Raw genomic sequence first — 16874 nt, 5'->3', positions numbered from 1 at the left:
AAAATTACGCTTCTTCGCTCACTTCCAGCTCTTCGCCAACCTGCTGCAACTGGTACATCTGCCAGTAACGGCCCTGTTTTTCCAGCAGTGCCTGGTGGCTGCCCTGCTCGACAGCACATCCACGGTGCAAAACAAGAATGGTATCAGCCTCGATAATCGTGGAGAGCCGGTGAGCGATCACCACCAGGGTGGTCTGTTCCCGCACGGCTTTCAGCGCTTTCTGGATCGCCTGTTCAGTACCAGAATCGATATTTGCCGTAGCTTCATCCAGGATCAGGATCTGCGGCGCAGCCACCAGCACTCTCGCCATCGCCAGCAGCTGCTTCTGCCCGACGGAGAGATTATTCCCCTGCTCGCCCAGCCGGGTATGGATGCCATTGGCAAGGCTGCGGGCGAGTTCGGCTAGCTGCACCGTTTCAAGCGCCTGCCACACCGCTTCTTCGCTGATATCACGGCCCAGCGTGATGTTGGCGAAAAAGGTATCCGCCAGTACCACCGGGTCCTGCTGGACCATCGCCACGCCCTGACGTAACACGCTATGGCTAAGCTGGCTGAGTGGTCTGCCATCCAGAGAGATCTCGCCATGACGTATCGGGTAGTAGCCCATCATCAGGTTGGCCAGCGTGCTTTTACCGCTGCCCGTGTGCCCCACCAGCGCCACAAAATTTCGTGAGGGTACATGGAGCGAGATATCGCTTAATACGTTGCGATCATCGCGATAGGCAAAGGTCAACCCTTTGATTTCTATCTCGCCAGAGGCCAGAGGCCGGGTGTCCGCACCATAATGCTGGCGGGGAGCGTCGATCAGTTCAAAAATTCGCTCTCCGGCAACCACAGCCTGTTGCAGCATAGACTGCTGCGTGGTCAGCTCGATCAGCGGTTCATTAAGCCGCCCCAGGTAATTGATAAAGGCATAGAGCACGCCAACTTTTATGCTACCGGCCGCCGAGAAACCAAACAGCATCATCAGCCCGCAAAGGATCATGGCCGAGAACAAACTCAGAAGAGGACGCAGTAAAAAGCCATCCAGCTTCAGCGTTTCCATCCTCGCCAGATAGTGTGAACGACTGGCCTCTCCCATCCGCTCACCAAAACGGGCCTGCTGGCGAAACTGCTGGATCACGCTCATGCCGTTAATCACTTCATTGAAGCCATTATTAATATCAGCCAGATAACTGCGTACCCGACGCACTATTGGCGTGCTGTAACGCTGATAGATCAGCATCACCGTCACTACGGCGGGGAAAATGGCAATCGCAACCAGCGCCATACGCCAGTCGAGGCTGAACATCGCCACCAGCATGGCGCCAATCAACGCGGCACTGCGTAAAACGGTGGCCACCACGGTGACATAGAGATCGCGGACAACTTCCGTATCATTGGTAACGCGAGAGATAATCTGCCCTACTGGCTGAGTATCAAAAGCGCTTAATGGCTGGCGCAGCGCAGCATCCATCACGTCCATTCGCAGCTGCTGAACCACGCCAACCGCCGCCTGGTTAAACAGTAACGCCTGCCAGTAGTGCAGCGAAGCCGCCAGAATTTGCAACAGGATAAAGCTGACCGCCAGTCCCGCTGCCAGCCCCAGCGGCATCCGATGCTTCGCCACCATATTATCGATAAAGTAGCTGACCAGAATCGGGCCAAGCACCTCTGCCGCCGCCGCAATCCACAGCAGTAGCACAGCCAGGCCCAGAGATTTTCGCCAGGGCGAACCATAGCTCAAAAGGCGCTTCAGGGTGGGCCAGAGTTGGGTCATCTTAGCCATGGGGAACCCCCTTTTCGCTCTCTTCATCATCCAGCGCAGCTTCAAGCTGCTGATAGCGGTACATCTCCTGATACCATCCTGGCTCAGTTACCAGCTGCTCATGCTGCCCTCGCTGGGCCACACTCCCTTTTTGCATCACCAGAATTTCGCTGGCTTCGGTCAGGGCAGATAAACGGTGCGCGCTGATGATCACTGTTCTTCCCTCTCCCCAGCGCCGGAGATTATGCAGGATCAGGTGCTCTGTACGCCCGTCCACAGCGGATAGCGCATCGTCCAGAATCAGGATTTCGGCATCCAGTAACAGCGCCCGCGCAATGGAGATACGCTGCTTCTGTCCGCCAGAGAGCATGACGCCCCGCTCGCCCACTTCCGTTTCATAGCCTTCAGGCAGGCGGAGAATATCGTCATGGACGTTTGCCAGCCTGGCCGCCTCTTCAATATCACTCTGTTTAGCGGTGGGACGCCCCAGGGCGATATTATTGGCAATCGTATCTGAGAAGAGAAACGGTGTCTGGCTCACTACCGCCAGCCGACTGCGCCAGCTATCCAGGCGAAGCTGCGTCAGCGGAATGCCGTGATAGCGGATATCCCCCTGTGCAATGTCGAAGTGGCGCTGGATCAGGCTCAGCAGCGTGCTCTTTCCGGAACCCGTTGGGCCGCACAGACCGAGCATCTGGCCCGGTTTCAGGCTGACGTTAACGTAACGAAGGGAAGGATGCTGAGCGCCAGGATAACAGAATTCCCGGATAGCGATTTGCAGCGGGCCGCGCGCTTCAGGCAGCACTTTCGCGCCATCCTCAACGGCAGGCGCTTCAGAGAGCAGGGAGCGGATCCGGCTCCAGGCTGCGCTGCCGCGCTCGACAATATTAAACATCCACGCAAGCGCCAGCATTGGCCAGATCATCAGGCCAAGGTACATCACAAAGCTGGTCAGCTGCCCCAGCGTCATCTGATCGTGCCAGACCAGCCAGCTGCCGCCGCCAATTGCCAGCAGGTTTGACATGCCAATGGCGATATAGATAGTGGGATCGAAACGGGCATCCACTCTCGCCACCCGCAGATTTTTCTTGCCGGTATCGCGGGCAATGTTGGCGAACTGACCTGACTGATGATCTTCCAGGCCAAAGGCTTTAATCATGCGGATGCTGGTCAGGCTTTCCTGAGCCTGATCGTTCAGGGAGGAGAAAGCCGCCTGGGCAACCTTGAAGCGGCTATGCAACTGGTCGCCATAACGTTTGATAACCAGCGCCATAATGGGCATTGGTAGCAGCGCCAGCAGGGTTAACTGCCAGCTGATCTGCGTGCTCATCACAAACAGCACAACCAGCCCCATCACCAGCGAGTCTACCAGTGTCAGCACGCCCTCGCCGGCGGCAAAAACCACTCGGTCAACATCGTTGGTTGCGCGCGCTATCAGGTCGCCGGTACGGTGACGAAGGTAAAACTCAGGGTGCTGGCGGCTGAGCTGACGATAGAAATCCTGCCGCAGCTCCACCGCAAGCTGGTAGGAGGCGCCGAACAGCAGTACGCGCCAGACATAGCGCAGCAGATAAACCACCACGGCCGTCAGCAGCATTACGCCAACCCATATCATCAGCTGTGAGGTGCTCATTTGCTGCCGGGAAAAGCCGTCCACGATCGTGCCGACCACTTTTGGCGGCACCAGCTGTAAAACAGCAATGACGATTAACAGAAAAACCGCCCCAAGGTAGCGACGCCACTCGCGAATAAAATACCAGCTTAGTTGGCTAAAAAGTCGCACTGAAAACGTCCCGGTTATGATTGAGCAAGGTCAAAGCAGGCGTCCACCTCATTTCAACGGCAGCGCAGTAGTGTACTTTATCTCTTCCATCGCAAAGCTCGAAGTGACATCCAGTAAACCTGGAACCCCGTTCACTAAACGTTTATAGAAAGCGTCATAGGTTTTCATGTCTGCGACCTGAAGGCGTAAAAGGTAATCATATTCTCCCGCCATGCGGTAGCAGCCCATCACTTCCGGCATTGCCTGTACCACCTCAACAAACTGTTGATACCAGCTGCTGCTGTGCTGTTGAGTTTTGATCAGCATAAACGCCGTCAGTGACAGATCAAGTTTATCGGCGTCCAGCAGCGCAACACGGGCGCGAATATAGCCCTCATCCTCCAGCCTTTTCAACCGTTTCCAGCAGGGGGTGGTGGTGAGGTGCACCGCATCTGCCAGCGCCTGAAGTGACAGGGTGCAATCCTTCTGAAGCAAAGCCAGCAGTTTCAGGTCTGTTTTATCTGTCATTACTCGCTCCCGGAGAAAATTATTCTCTTATTCAGCCATTTTACAGGAAAGAGAGTAAGCCTTTTTTCCGATTAATGCCGTACTCTTAACCAAATTTTGCAGGGGCAACACTATGTCAGATCCATGGGTATCACACGCCATTTCAGAGATTAACGCCGATATACAGCGATCGGCAGACACGCATCTTATTCGCCTGCCGCTGAAAGCGTTTCCGGGGATCTGGCTCTACCTGAAAGATGAGAGCACGCATCCCAGCGGCAGCCTTAAGCATCGACTGGCAAGATCGCTGTTCCTTTACGGCTTATGCAATGGCTGGATTAAAGAGGGAACGCCAATTATTGAAGCGTCTTCCGGCAGTACCGCCGTTTCAGAAGCCTACTTTGCCCGTTTACTGGGGTTGCCTTTTATTGCGGTGATGCCAGCCACCACGGCAAAACGTAAAGTCGAGCAGATCGCTCTCTATGGCGGACGCTGCCATTTTGTCGCCGATCCCTGTCAGATGTATGCAGAGTCCGAACGGCTGGCCCGTGAGCTGAACGGCCATTTTATGGATCAGTTTACTTTTGCTGAGCGGGCGACAGACTGGCGTGGCAACAATAATATTGCGGACAGTATTTTTCAGCAGATGAAAAATGAACCCTTCCCGGTGCCTGAAAGCATTGTCATGAGTGCCGGAACCGGCGGTACATCAGCAACTATTGGGCGCTACCTGCGCTATCAGGGCTATGCCACAAAGCTTACGGTGGTCGATCCGGAAAACTCCGTCTTCTATGACTACTGGCATCAGCGGGATAAGTCGCTGCGCAACACGCGCGGCGGGAAAATTGAAGGCATTGGTCGTCCCCGCGTAGAGCCTTCGTTTATTGCCGATGTGGTAGATGAAATCATTCAGGTACCGGATGCGGCAAGCATCGCCACCATGCTCTGGCTGGAAAAACAGCTTGGCCGTAAGCCTGGCGCATCCACAGGAACCAACGTCTGGGGGGCTTTGCAGGTTGCCAAAAGAATGGCGGAAGAGAAACGTTCAGGCGCGATTGTGACGTTGCTCTGCGACAGTGGAGAACGCTATCTGGAGAGTTACTACAATCCGCAATGGGTCGCGGAACAGATTGGCGATATCACGCCCTGGCAGCAGATGCTGGAATAAAATGCCGGACTATCCTGTCCGGCAGACTGCAAAAAAGCAGCAGTATCCAAACGCCGGGCTTCCTGCCTGGCATTAAGGCCTCAATATTCGGGGGAATAGTCGAGGTGGGGGGTGGTAAGCCAGTGATTCAGATAGTGCGAAACGCCCTGCGTCTCGCAATGCCCGATAACAGGTAAATGAGGCAACAACGACTTCAGCTGGTTCATCGCATTTCCCATGATGAAGCCCCGTCCTACGGTTTCAAGCATTTCGCGGTCATTCATCGCATCACCAAACGCCATGCACTCCGCCAGCGTAAAGCCCAGTGAAGTGGCTAATGAATCAAGAGCCGTGCCTTTGTTACAGCCCGGCGGCAGCACTTCCAGACAATCCCGTGCAGAAAAACAGAGATGAGCACGGTCGCCCAGCGCATCCCTGAGTTCGCCCTGAAGCCGGCACAGCTCATTGTGTTCCGCTATAAAACAGATCTTGGTCACCTGATGGGCAGGAATACGCTTGAGATCGGTCAGCGTATAGCGAAATCCACTCATCTGGTGTGCCTGAAGAATATAGGGTACGTCCTGCTCCGTCAGCCAGCCCTGATCGTTAAAAACGTGCAGGCTTGCCGTCGTATTCCAACGGGTATGGATCACCTCTTCAGCCACCTGGGGAGAGAGATCGCTCGCCGCAAGCAGCTTCCCCTGCTGGTCATGCACACGGGTGCCGTTACCGGAGATAAGCCAGGCACTCAGCTGGAAATCAGCAATCAGCGGCTGCATCTCCAGCCAGTGGCGGCCGGTGGCAAAGGTCAGCAGTACGCCCCTCTCGTTTAGCGCCCGCAAAGCGGTAACCGTTTTCTCACCAAGCTGATGATTGGGCATCAGCAAGGTGCCATCCATATCAAATGCCGCCAGACGTGCCATGATCTCTCCAGTGCCTGTTTTTTCGTCAGGTCAGAGTATCACCTGGTATTTGCGGAACTAATAGTGAATACTTTTGGAAAACTATTCCGGGTTTAGAGATGCGCCAGCTTAACCGACTCAATCAGTATCAACGACTCTGGCAGGCCAGCATGGGTGAGAAGCAGCTGACCAACGTGGCAGAAATTGCTTTACGCTGTATTTGCAGTGAACGTCATGTGCGGACGTTAATGAATCAGTGGCAGCAGTTGGGCTGGCTGAGCTGGCAGGCAGAGTCGGGCCGGGGGAAAAGGGGAGAACTTATCTTTTTACAGTCGCCGGCCCAGCTCAGGGCGGCGTTGCTTCAGCATCAGCTGGAGCAGGGGCTTTCCCATCAGGCGCTGGAGCTGGTCCAACTCGCCCCGGAGCAGCTCAACCATCTGCTGAAGCCCTATATGGGCGGAAAGTGGCTGGATGACCGCCCCACGCTGCGTATTCCTTATTATCGCCCGCTTGAAGGCCTGAACCCGCTTGAGCTGCCCGGAAGAGCGGAGCAGCATCTTGCAAGCCAGATATTTTCCGGCCTCACCCGCTTCAAAGATGACCGCGTGTTACCCGATCTTGCTCACCACTGGCAGTGCAGTGCCGACGGCCTGAGCTGGTTCTTCTTTCTGCGTCCACAGCTTTTCTGGCATGACGGCGAACGCGTCTCTTCGTTACAGTTAATGAAAAGTCTGCAACGCATTGTGGCAAGCCCAACAGGAGAGAGACTGCTTGCCAGCGTGAAGTCGGTGTCGCTGCCACAGGCTCTCTGTCTGCGTATCGATCTGCATCAGCCTGACTACTGGCTAAGCTGGCGCCTCGCTACCGTTCCGTGTCTGTTAACCCACCCGGACGATCCCCACTCCGGCACAGGGCCGTGGCGCCTGAGCCACTGGTCAGCAGAGCTGGTCAGGCTGGAAAATCATGAGCGTTATCATGGCGTGCAGCCTTTGATGCAGATGATTGAGTACTGGATAACCCCGCAGCTTTTTGACAAAACCCTGGGAACCAGCTGCCGGCATCCGGTACAGATAGCCATTGGCGAACAGCATGAGTTTGCCCTGCTGCGCCCGGTAAGCCGGAGGATTAGCCTGGGTTTTTGTTATCTGGCCCTGAAGCATGACGCCCTCTCCTCTCATCAGGCAGAAAAAATAGTGGCATTAATCCGCAGTAAAAAGCTTATTGAGGAACTCCCCCTGGATGAAGGGCTGATCACGCCAAGCCAGGGGATGCTGCCGGAATGGCCCGTACCAGAGGCTGACGAGCGGCAGGATGTCACCCTACCCGCCACGTTAAATCTTCATTATCACCTGCCGGTTGAACTGCATGCCATGGCAGAGAAATTGCGGGAGATGCTGGCCTCAGAAGGCTGCCAGCTCACTCTGCATTTTCACCCGGCTAAAAACTGGCTGGGCTACACGGCGCTTGATAAGGCTGACATTATTATGGGCGATCGTCTGATTGGCGAAGCGCCTGAGTTCACGCTGGAAAGCTGGATAAGGCTGGACCCTTTGTGGCCCACGGTATTAGGGAAAGAGGCCTGGTCGCTGCTGCTGAATGAGCTTGACCGCATCCAGCGTTACAGCGAAGAGAGCAAACGTTCCGCAGGGCTTCAGGAGACGTTTCATCAACTTATGGCGCAGCCTGCCATCACGCCGCTGTTTAATTATCGCTATCAGGTGAGCGCACCGCCGGATGTGGAAGGCATCACGCTGAATGCCTGGGGTTGGTTCGACTTTTCCCGTGCGTGGATCCCTCCTCCCCTGCCGCTTGCCTGAGCAGAACTACCTTTCTGCCAACGCAGGCAGTACCATAGGGTGTAACAGATCAATAAGGTGAAAAAATGAAACGTGCAGTGGTGGTTTTCAGCGGTGGACAGGATTCAACAACCTGTCTGATTCAGGCTTTGCAACAGTATGATGAGGTGCATTGCGTCACCTTCGATTATGGTCAACGCCATCGTGCAGAAATCGATATTGCCCGGCAGCTCGCTCTTTCTCTTGGCGCCCGCGCGCATAAAGTGCTGGACGTGACGATGCTCAATGAGCTGGCCGTCAGCAGTCTGACCAGAGACAGCATTCCGGTTCCGGCGTACGATCCCGAAGCCAGCGGCCTGCCCAGCACTTTTGTGCCGGGACGCAATATCCTGTTCCTGACGCTGGCCTCCGTTTACGCTTATCAGGTTGAAGCGGAAGCGGTGATCACCGGCGTATGTGAAACCGATTTCTCTGGCTACCCCGACTGCCGCGATGAGTTTGTTAAGGCTCTGAATCATGCAGTGAAGCTTGGAATGGCGCGGGAAGTCCGTTTCGAAACGCCGCTGATGTGGCTGAATAAAGCGGAAACCTGGGCACTGGCTGACTACTGGCAGCAGCTGCCGCTGGTACGCAATGAGACGCTGACCTGCTATAACGGCATCAAAGGGGACGGCTGTGGCGAATGCGCTGCCTGCCATCTTCGGGCCAATGGCCTTAACGACTATCAGGCTGACACTGCCCGCGTGATGGCTGAAATGCAGCGCAAGACCGGATTACGCTGAGAAGCGACTCTTCTGCTTAAAAGAGCGGGTCAGGCTGACAATTATCCCCTCTTCTGCTTAAAAGTACGGGTCAGACGGACAGCATCTCCTCCATCCGGCTTTTAAGCTCTCCTTCCATCGGCTGCGCCTTTTGCGTGCGCAGATCGATACAGACAAAGGTCAGCGTGGCATCAGCAATGGCTTCTCCCCCGGGAGCCAGCGTCACCGTCTGACCTATTACGCCACTTTTACCGCCCAACTGCACCAGACTGCTGTGAACATTCAGCACATCGCCCATTACCGCTGGCCGTCGGTAATTAATATTGATGTTAACCACCACAAACGCCAGATGATTCTCTTTCATCCAGTCGAACGACGGCAGCCGCTCTAGCCATTCCCACCGTGCCTCCTCCAGAAACTCCAGATAGCGGGCATTATTCACGTGCTGATAAACATCCAGATGGTAGCCACGGACTTTGATAGTGGTGAACATAACGGCATTGCCCCTTTAAGTGAGAGGTCACACCAACTGGTATGACCTCTACAGGTTAGCAGCGGTTATTGCCCTGCGGCGATCGACAACTCAAACTCGCGAAGGCAGTCACAATTTAAGCCGTGAAAGATTCCGCTCCACCAGCGCATTGCCAATGCCGGGTACCTCCTTTAGCTGCTCTATCTCCGTAAAATCGCCATATTGTTCCCGGTAGCTGACAATCGCTTCCGCTTTTTTTATGCCAACACCATTAAGTGCCGCGGCCAGCTCTTCTGCACTGGCCTGATTAAGGCTGACTTGCGCAGCGGCTTCTTTATCCGTAGCGATGGCAACCTGTGCCGAAGCGGGGGCAGGTTCGGCTGACTTCACCGGCAGGGCAGCCAGGGCGCCTGCACTCATTATCATCGTGAAACATAAGGCTTTAAGTTTATTTTGCATGCTGTAATCCTCCATGTGTTTGACAGCATGGCTACCCTACTGCAAAGAGAAAAAGCAGACAAAGGGAGGAGTACAAAACTGGAAAAGGCCGCATAAGCGGCCTTTCGGGATTCAAATCGTTGCAGGATTTTTGCGAGGCTTACTGGGCCTGTGCAGCTGCACCATATTTGATTTTAGCTTCTTTACGCAGGTTGCTCAGCAGCGCTTCAAAGGCAATTTGCGCGTTATTCTGCGTCACGCCCTGAACCATCGCTTTTTTCTGCGCATCCGGCAGGGTACCACTGCGAACTTCATCAAGCGCCAGCAGCAGCACGTTACCTTCACCATCTTCACTGATGCCATAAGAAGGTTTGCCCTTCGCAGGCTGGCTCAGGGTAAAGGCCGCCTGTGTTGCGGCATCCTGGCCGTTACGCGTCAGCGTCTTCTGGCTACCGAAGCTCAGATTAGCGGCTTTCATCGCCTCATCTTTGCCCGCTTTCAGATCGGCCAGCAGTTTTTCAGCCTGTGCTTTGGCTTGCTGCTGCGCCTTCTGCATTTTCAGCGTATCGGTAATCTGTGCCGTCACTTCAGCCAGCGGCTTCACGGCTTCAGGTTTGTGAGCGCTGACGCGCAGTACAAAGGCCCGATCGCCATCAACGGTAATGATGTCAGAGTTATTGCCCGGCGCGCCGTTCTCACCCACTAAACCGCCGTTGAAAATAGCCTGCTCAACCTGCTTAAAATTAAGCTCGGCTGGCGGGTTATCATGGCTGAACCAGCCCGTCTCTACCGCTTTCACGCCAGCAGCCTGTTCAGCACCGACCAGTGATTCGTTGTCGTTGCTTGCTGCATCGCTGACTTTCTGCTGGAGTTTGTAGTAAGCATCGACGGCTTTTTCCTGCTTCACTTTCGCAGCAATATCATCATGCACGGTAGCCAGCGGTTTTATCTGCTGCGGCTGAACATCATCCAGACGAGCAACCAGGAAACCAACGGAAGATTTGATTACGCCAGAGAGCTGACCTTTCTCCTTCAGCCCGGCATTTTTCAACTCGTCCGGCGTGGTGTCCGGCTCCAGCCAGCCCATGTCGCCGCCATGACGGGCAGAGATAGGATCGACAGACTTCTCTTTGGCCAGTGCGGTAAAGTCACCGCCTTTTTTCAGCGCATCCAGAACAGCCTGCGCATCCGCTTCTGTTTTGGTCTGAATGATGCTGTAACGGCTGCGCTGAGGTTGGGTGTAATCGCCCTGATGCTGATCGTACCAGCTCTGGATCTCCCCTTCGCTCACCGGTTCCTGCATGGACGCTGCATCCAGTTTGATGTAGCTCACGCGGAACTGCTCAGGCGACATAAAACTGTTTTTGTTTTGCTCGTAGTAGTTTTTGATCTCTTCCGGGGTAACGCTCTGCTTAGCAGCCAGTGCAGCGACGTTGATCGTAGCCTGACGAACCAGACGTTCCTGAGAAACCAGCGCAGCCAGCGAATCCGTTTCACCGCTGAGCATAAAGTCAGTGCCTGTTACTGCTGCAATCAGCTGCTGGGTCGTCAACTGCTTACGCAGCGCTTCAGCATACTGATCGGCAGAAAAGCCCATCTGATTAATCAGGCCAAGGTATTTAGCATTATCAAATTTACCGTTGGTCTGGAAAGCAGGCTGGCTGAAGATGGCCTGTTTGATTTGGTCGTCACTGATAGCCAGTTTCAGATCTTTGGCATAGCCCGTCAGCAGCGCTTCATCAACCAGCTGAGAGAGCGCCTGCTGGCGGATCTGCTGCATCCAGGCTGGGTTGCCAGCGAGCTGTGAGAACTGCTCACCTAACTGCTGCTGTTGACGTGACCGTTCGTTAGAGAAGGCGTTCTCAAGCTGTGCCCGGCTGATTTCCTGTCCGTTAACCTTGGCGGCATAATCTCCGTTTCCCCCAATCAGGTAGTTGCCCACCCCGGTTAACACGAAAGACAGAATGATCAAAGCCAATATAATTTTGAGCACGACATGGTTCGACGCCGCGCGTAAATTGTCCATCATGGTGTGACAACACTCCGCTGTAGTATGAATGTAAACCTTTGCGCTTTCGTCCCCTTTTCCCGGGAACATTATACGCCTGCGTTGCAAACCGCACGCCGTTAACCGCAACTCGCAAATGCCATTGAAACATAAAAAAAGGCACATCTGTAGTGATGTGCCCCGTATGGTACATGAGAACGCTCAGACAATCCTCACTCCACCGAAGAAATTGCCGCGGTGGATGCATACCGCCCTTAGTTTACGGCGTCTTTCAGCGCTTTACCGGCACGGAAGCCTGGTACTTTACCCGCTGGGATAGTGATCTCTTTACCGGTTTGTGGGTTGCGACCGGTACGCTCAGAACGCTCGCGCACAGAGAACGTGCCAAAGCCAACCAGTGCCACTTCATCGCCTTCTTTCAGTGAATCTGACACCGAGCCCATGAAAGCATCAAGTACACGTCCCGCTGCTGCTTTAGAAATGTCGGCGTTTGCAGCAATTTTGTCGATCAACTGTGACTTATTCACTCAATAATCCCCTATTTTATTATTCACTTCGTAGCCGGGCTTCCCACCCGATACGAACGCGCATCAATTATCTGGATTCAGCTTTGTCACGCCTGACACGGCAGAGCCGTCACTGGCTTAACAGCACTCTAAATTAACGGCACAAAAAAAAGCTGGCAAGTCCCAATTTACCTGCCAGCTCTGGTTTTGGCGTCTTTTTGTCTTATATCACTATTTTGCGGTGGCTACCTGCATGCCGTAAGGGGCGTTTTGCAGCGCAAGCATCAGCACTTCCTCGATGCGCTTCACCGGATGTATATCCAGATCGGCAATCACGTTATCCGGGATCTCTTCCAGATCGCGCTTGTTTTCATCAGGGATCAGCACCGTTTTAATACCACCACGGTGTGCAGCCAGCAGCTTCTCTTTAAGGCCGCCGATGGGCAGAACCTGGCCACGCAGGGTGATCTCACCCGTCATCGCCACGTCTGCACGCACCGGGTTACCGGTCAGACAGGAGACCAGAGCGGTACACATAGCGATACCCGCACTTGGGCCATCTTTTGGTGTAGCGCCTTCCGGAACGTGAACGTGAATATCACGTTTTTCGTAGAAGTCACCATTGATGCCCAGCTTCTCTGCACGAGCGCGCACAACGGTCAGTGCCGCCTGGATAGATTCCTGCATCACTTCACCCAGCGAACCGGTATAAGTGAGCTTGCCTTTACCCGGCACGCAGGCGGTTTCAATGGTCAGCAGATCGCCGCCCACTTCCGTCCACGCCAGCCCCGTTACCTGCCCTACGCGGTTTTCGTTATCAGCGCGACCGTAGTCATAACGCTGCACGCCGAGATAATCTTTCAGGTTATCGGCGTTGATCACGATATGCTTGACGGTTTTATCCATCAGCAGCGTTTTAACCGCTTTACGGCACAGCTTGGAAAGCTCGCGCTCAAGGCTACGCACACCCGCTTCACGCGTATAGTAACGAATGATACTGACAATGGCGCTGTCTTCAACAGTGATTTCATTGTCTTTCAGTGCGTTACGCTCAATCTGCTTGGAGAGCAGGTGCTGCCTGGCAATGTTAAGTTTTTCATCTTCGGTGTAACCAGAAAGACGAATCACTTCCATACGATCCAGCAGCGGCGCAGGGATGTTCATGGAGTTAGAGGTCGCCACAAACATTACGTCGGAGAGATCGTAATCCACTTCCAGGTAATGGTCGTTAAAAGCGATGTTCTGTTCCGGGTCCAGCACTTCCAGCAGCGCTGAAGCGGGATCGCCACGCATGTCCGAAGACATTTTGTCAATTTCATCCAGCAGGAACAGCGGGTTTTTTACGCCGACTTTTGCCATTTTCTGGATCAATTTGCCCGGCATAGAGCCGATGTAGGTACGGCGGTGACCACGGATTTCCGCTTCATCACGCACGCCGCCCAGCGCCATACGGACATATTTGCGTCCGGTCGCTCTGGCAATGGACTGTCCCAGCGAGGTTTTACCCACGCCTGGCGGTCCTACCAGACACAGGATAGGGCCTTTGATTTTGCTTACGCGGCTCTGAACTGCCAAATATTCCAGAATGCGGTCTTTGACGCGTTCCAGGCCAAAGTGGTCGGTATCCAGCGTTTCCTGCGCTTTCACCAGGTCTTTCTTGACCTTGCTACGCGCGTTCCACGGAACCTGAACCATCCAGTCGATATAGCCACGCACCACGGTTGCTTCTGCCGACATCGGGGACATCATCTTCAGCTTCTGTAGCTCAGCTTCAGTTTTGTCGCGCGCTTCTTTCGGCATTTTCGCCGCATCAATTTTGCGTTTCAGCGCTTCGTTTTCGTCAGGCGCATCGTCCATTTCGCCCAGCTCTTTCTGAATCGCCTTCATTTGCTCGTTCAGATAGTATTCGCGCTGGCTTTTTTCCATCTGTTTTTTAACGCGATTGCGGATACGTTTTTCCACCTGGAGCAGATCAATCTCTGACTCCATCATCGCCATCAGATACTCCAGACGTTCGTTAACGTCTGACATCTCCAGCACAGACTGCTTGTCCGCCAGCTTCAGTGGCATATGCGCCGCAACGGTATCTGCCAGACGCGCAGCATCTTCAATGCTGTTCAGCGAGGTCAGTACTTCAGGCGGGATCTTTTTGTTCAGCTTGATATAGCCTTCAAACTGATTGATCGCGGTACGCACCAGTACTTCCTGCTCGCGCTCATCGATATCAGGTGAAGCCAGGTATTCCGCCTGGGCAGTAAAATGATCGCCATTGTCCGCAAGCGTCGTGATATGCGCACGCTGCAAGCCTTCTACCAGCACTTTTACCGTGCCGTCCGGCAGCTTCAGCATTTGCAGAATAGAGGCCACAGTGCCTACAGAGAAAAGATCGTTAATGCCTGGCTCATCCGTTGAAGCTTCTTTCTGAGCGACCAGCATGATTTTTTTATCATGATCCATGGCGGCTTCAAGGCAGCGAATCGATTTCTCACGACCGACGAACAACGGAATTACCATGTGCGGATAAACCACTACGTCACGCAACGGCAACACAGGGATTTCAATGCGTTCAGAACGCTCAGGATTCATAGAGCTCTCTCTTAGTTTAATTTCCGCCAGGGTGATGGGAACCGCAACAGGCGAGTAGCAGTTTTACCCACAGGTAGTTGAGTATATGGGGATGAATGTAAGAGATTCAATGTTATCTGCGAGAGAAAAACAAAAGGGGGAATAAATTCCCCCTTTTAATGATAACTGACTGGAAAGATGTGGTTATTTATTCACCAGAAGCCTGTTGCGCTTCCTGTTTTCCGTAGATCAGCATCGGTTCGGTTTGACCCTCGATCACTGAATCGTCAATCACCACTTTTTCCACATCATCCATTGAAGGCAGGTCGTACATGGTATTCAGCAGCGCGCCTTCAACGATAGAACGCAGGCCACGGGCGCCGGTTTTACGTGACATCGCTTTTTTGGCAATCGCCGTCAACGCTTCGTCACGGAACTCCAGGTCTACCCCTTCCAGATTGAACAACGCCTGATACTGTTTGGTCAGGGCGTTTTTCGGCTCGCGTAAGATCTGGATCAGCGCTTCTTCACTCAGCTCGTTCAGCGTTGCCACAACGGGCAGACGGCCGATGAACTCAGGGATCAGGCCAAACTTGATCAGATCTTCTGGCTCAACCTGCTCCAGCAGCTGACCTTCGGTAGCCTTCTCTGCTTTGCCCTTCACCGTGGCACCAAAACCGATACCCGATCCGGTTTCAACACGCTGAGAAATTACCTTGTCCAGTCCGGCAAACGCGCCCCCACAGATAAACAGGATCTTGGAGGTATCCACTTGCAGGAATTCCTGCTGCGGATGCTTACGTCCACCCTGCGGAGGCACGGCCGCCACGGTCCCTTCAATCAGCTTCAGCAGTGCCTGCTGAACGCCTTCGCCCGAGACATCACGGGTGATGGATGGGTTATCGGACTTACGAGAAATCTTATCAATTTCATCGATGTAGACGATGCCGCGCTGCGCTTTCTGCACATCATAATCGCATTTTTGCAGCAGCTTCTGAATGATGTTTTCAACATCTTCACCCACATAACCCGCTTCGGTCAGCGTGGTGGCATCTGCCATTGTAAACGGCACATCCAGCAGGCGAGCCAGCGTTTCCGCCAGCAGTGTTTTACCGCTACCGGTTGGACCGATCAGCAAGATGTTACTTTTGCCCAGTTCAATACCGTTGCTGGTATCGCCATTGCGCAGGCGCTTGTAGTGGTTATAAACCGCCACGGCGAGCACTTTTTTCGCCCTCTCCTGGCCGATCACATAATCGTCGAGGTGATGGCGGATTTCATGCGGCGTCGGCAGTGCACTACGCTCACGATGCGGTGCGACTTCTTTAATCTCTTCGCGAATGATGTCATTGCATAAATCGACACACTCATCGCAGATATACACTGACGGGCCGGCGATCAGCTTGCGCACTTCATGCTGGCTTTTGCCGCAGAAAGAGCAGTACAGCAGCTTTCCTGAACCGTCTTTGCGCTTATCTGTCATCAGTTAACCTCTTCTATTATCTTCGTCCGCACTCTGTTGCGGCGATGATGCCGCCTTGCGGCACCCTCATTCGTAGCTCAATCCCATCTTTTACTATAGACGACGGATGGGCATCGGGCTTACGTGCGATGCGTCAGGATGGAATCTACCAGCCCATACTCTACAGCTTCGCTCGCAGACAGGAAACGATCGCGTTCTGTGTCTCTCTCTATTTCTTCAAGAGTTTTGCCCGTATGTTCAGCCATCAGCTCGTTCATACGCTGCTTCACTTTAAGAATTTCACGCGCGTGGATTTCAATATCCGTCGCCTGGCCCTGATAGCCGCCCAGCGGCTGGTGAATCATCACGCGGGAGTTAGGCAGACAGTAACGCTTGCCTTTGGCCCCTGCCGTCAGCAGGAACGCGCCCATTGAGCAAGCCTGGCCCATACAGATGGTGCTGACGTCTGGCTTGATAAACTTCATGGTGTCGTAAATCGACATCCCAGCAGTGATCACGCCACCAGGAGAGTTGATATAAAGGTGAATATCTTTTTCCGGGTTCTCAGCTTCCAGAAACAGCATCTGAGCGACGATCAGGTTCGCCATATGATCCTCGACCTGACCGGTCAGGAAAATAATACGCTCTTTAAGCAGGCGAGAAAAAATGTCGTAAGAACGCTCTCCGCGAGAGGTTTGTTCGACTACCATCGGCACTAAAGCCATATGAGGTGCAGTTTGTTCACGTTCGCCACTGTAGGACATTACCTTCTCCTGGGTTTTATTAGGCAACACTCCGTAC

At 53.8% G+C, this 16874-nt stretch carries 14 protein-coding genes; 3 read left to right on the top strand and 11 right to left on the bottom strand.

Features of this window, described 5'->3' with window-relative positions; genetic code table 11:
* Nucleotides 1-4: 4 nt before the first annotated feature.
* From AAH450_RS08370 to AAH450_RS08360, 3 genes are read right to left on the bottom strand one after another with little or no spacing between them, the layout of a single operon-like run.
* Nucleotides 5-1768 (bottom strand): SmdB family multidrug efflux ABC transporter permease/ATP-binding protein, encoded by a 1764-nt coding sequence (locus AAH450_RS08370; RefSeq protein ID WP_342909823.1) that lies wholly within the window; start codon nucleotides 1766-1768, stop codon nucleotides 5-7.
* Entirely contained in the window at nucleotides 1761-3530 is a 1770-nt protein-coding gene (locus AAH450_RS08365) for a SmdA family multidrug ABC transporter permease/ATP-binding protein (RefSeq protein ID WP_342909822.1), read from the bottom strand. The genes AAH450_RS08370 and AAH450_RS08365 overlap by 8 nt, the downstream gene beginning before the upstream one ends.
* 48 nt (nucleotides 3531-3578) lie before the next feature.
* Nucleotides 3579-4037, bottom strand: coding sequence for an Lrp/AsnC family transcriptional regulator (locus AAH450_RS08360; protein ID WP_342909821.1), 459 nt, complete (start codon nucleotides 4035-4037; stop codon nucleotides 3579-3581).
* 112 nt (nucleotides 4038-4149) lie between these two features.
* On the opposite strand from AAH450_RS08360, the gene AAH450_RS08355 reads away from it, so the two are divergent.
* The gene (locus tag AAH450_RS08355) at nucleotides 4150-5184 is read left to right on the top strand and encodes a PLP-dependent cysteine synthase family protein (RefSeq protein WP_342909820.1); all 1035 of its coding nucleotides are present in this window, start codon (nucleotides 4150-4152) and stop codon (nucleotides 5182-5184) included.
* A gap of 80 nt (nucleotides 5185-5264) precedes the next feature.
* Here the strand turns inward: AAH450_RS08355 and cof are convergent, their stop codons facing one another.
* The gene (gene cof / locus AAH450_RS08350; RefSeq protein ID WP_342909819.1) at nucleotides 5265-6086 is read right to left on the bottom strand and encodes an HMP-PP phosphatase; all 822 of its coding nucleotides are present in this window, start codon (nucleotides 6084-6086) and stop codon (nucleotides 5265-5267) included.
* 98 nt (nucleotides 6087-6184) lie between these two features.
* Here cof and AAH450_RS08345 point away from each other — a divergent pair, with 98 nt between their 5' ends.
* Both AAH450_RS08345 and queC read left to right on the top strand, forming a co-directional pair.
* Nucleotides 6185-7882: an SgrR family transcriptional regulator gene (locus tag AAH450_RS08345; RefSeq protein ID WP_342909818.1), complete on the top strand. Its 1698-nt coding sequence runs from the start codon at nucleotides 6185-6187 to the stop codon at nucleotides 7880-7882.
* 65 nt (nucleotides 7883-7947) lie between these two features.
* A complete protein-coding gene (gene queC, locus AAH450_RS08340; RefSeq protein ID WP_342909817.1) occupies nucleotides 7948-8643 on the top strand; it encodes a 7-cyano-7-deazaguanine synthase QueC in 696 nt (231 codons plus the stop codon).
* A gap of 70 nt (nucleotides 8644-8713) precedes the next feature.
* Here queC and AAH450_RS08335 read toward each other — a convergent pair whose 3' ends face one another.
* From AAH450_RS08335 to clpP, 7 genes are all read right to left on the bottom strand, one after another.
* Nucleotides 8714-9115 (bottom strand): acyl-CoA thioesterase, encoded by a 402-nt coding sequence (locus AAH450_RS08335; RefSeq protein WP_342909816.1) that lies wholly within the window; start codon nucleotides 9113-9115, stop codon nucleotides 8714-8716.
* Between the two features lie 108 nt (nucleotides 9116-9223).
* Nucleotides 9224-9553, bottom strand: a complete 330-nt coding sequence (locus AAH450_RS08330; protein WP_342909815.1) for a helix-hairpin-helix domain-containing protein — start codon at nucleotides 9551-9553, stop codon at nucleotides 9224-9226.
* Between the two features lie 139 nt (nucleotides 9554-9692).
* Nucleotides 9693-11561, bottom strand: coding sequence for a peptidylprolyl isomerase (gene ppiD, locus AAH450_RS08325; RefSeq protein ID WP_342909814.1), 1869 nt, complete (start codon nucleotides 11559-11561; stop codon nucleotides 9693-9695).
* Between the two features lie 233 nt (nucleotides 11562-11794).
* Complete coding sequence (gene hupB, locus AAH450_RS08320) at nucleotides 11795-12067, bottom strand: nucleoid-associated protein HU-beta (RefSeq protein WP_306207427.1); 273 nt, start codon at nucleotides 12065-12067, stop codon at nucleotides 11795-11797.
* Nucleotides 12068-12277: 210 nt separating this feature from the next.
* Nucleotides 12278-14632 (bottom strand): endopeptidase La, encoded by a 2355-nt coding sequence (gene lon / locus AAH450_RS08315; RefSeq protein ID WP_342909813.1) that lies wholly within the window; start codon nucleotides 14630-14632, stop codon nucleotides 12278-12280.
* A 187-nt stretch (nucleotides 14633-14819) separates the two neighbouring features.
* A complete protein-coding gene (clpX, locus tag AAH450_RS08310; RefSeq protein ID WP_034889769.1) occupies nucleotides 14820-16094 on the bottom strand; it encodes an ATP-dependent protease ATP-binding subunit ClpX in 1275 nt (424 codons plus the stop codon).
* Between the two features lie 119 nt (nucleotides 16095-16213).
* Nucleotides 16214-16837: an ATP-dependent Clp endopeptidase proteolytic subunit ClpP gene (gene clpP / locus AAH450_RS08305; protein WP_024967267.1), complete on the bottom strand. Its 624-nt coding sequence runs from the start codon at nucleotides 16835-16837 to the stop codon at nucleotides 16214-16216.
* Nucleotides 16838-16874 lie beyond the last annotated feature (37 nt).

The organism is Erwinia magellanica (assembly GCF_039023495.1).
Lineage (GTDB): Bacteria > Pseudomonadota > Gammaproteobacteria > Enterobacterales > Enterobacteriaceae > Erwinia.
Note: the sequence above shows the minus strand (reverse complement) of the source record. Positions and strands in the feature narration are given on the sequence as shown.

Excerpts from the sequence above, each read along its gene's own strand:
- AAH450_RS08370 (WP_342909823.1), bottom strand. The coding sequence starts at position 1,768 with ATGGCTAAGATGACCCAACTCTGGCCCACCCTGAAGCGCCTTTTGAGC.
- AAH450_RS08360 (WP_342909821.1), bottom strand. The coding sequence starts at position 4,037 with ATGACAGATAAAACAGACCTGAAACTGCTGGCTTTGCTTCAGAAGGAT.
- AAH450_RS08355 (WP_342909820.1), top strand. The coding sequence starts at position 4,150 with ATGTCAGATCCATGGGTATCACACGCCATTTCAGAGATTAACGCCGAT.
- cof (WP_342909819.1), bottom strand. The coding sequence starts at position 6,086 with ATGGCACGTCTGGCGGCATTTGATATGGATGGCACCTTGCTGATGCCC.
- AAH450_RS08345 (WP_342909818.1), top strand. The coding sequence starts at position 6,185 with ATGCGCCAGCTTAACCGACTCAATCAGTATCAACGACTCTGGCAGGCC.
- queC (WP_342909817.1), top strand. The coding sequence starts at position 7,948 with ATGAAACGTGCAGTGGTGGTTTTCAGCGGTGGACAGGATTCAACAACC.
- AAH450_RS08335 (WP_342909816.1), bottom strand. The coding sequence starts at position 9,115 with ATGTTCACCACTATCAAAGTCCGTGGCTACCATCTGGATGTTTATCAG.
- AAH450_RS08330 (WP_342909815.1), bottom strand. The coding sequence starts at position 9,553 with ATGCAAAATAAACTTAAAGCCTTATGTTTCACGATGATAATGAGTGCA.
- ppiD (WP_342909814.1), bottom strand. The coding sequence starts at position 11,561 with ATGATGGACAATTTACGCGCGGCGTCGAACCATGTCGTGCTCAAAATT.
- lon (WP_342909813.1), bottom strand. The coding sequence starts at position 14,632 with ATGAATCCTGAGCGTTCTGAACGCATTGAAATCCCTGTGTTGCCGTTG.
- clpX (WP_034889769.1), bottom strand. The coding sequence starts at position 16,094 with ATGACAGATAAGCGCAAAGACGGTTCAGGAAAGCTGCTGTACTGCTCT.
- clpP (WP_024967267.1), bottom strand. The coding sequence starts at position 16,837 with ATGTCCTACAGTGGCGAACGTGAACAAACTGCACCTCATATGGCTTTA.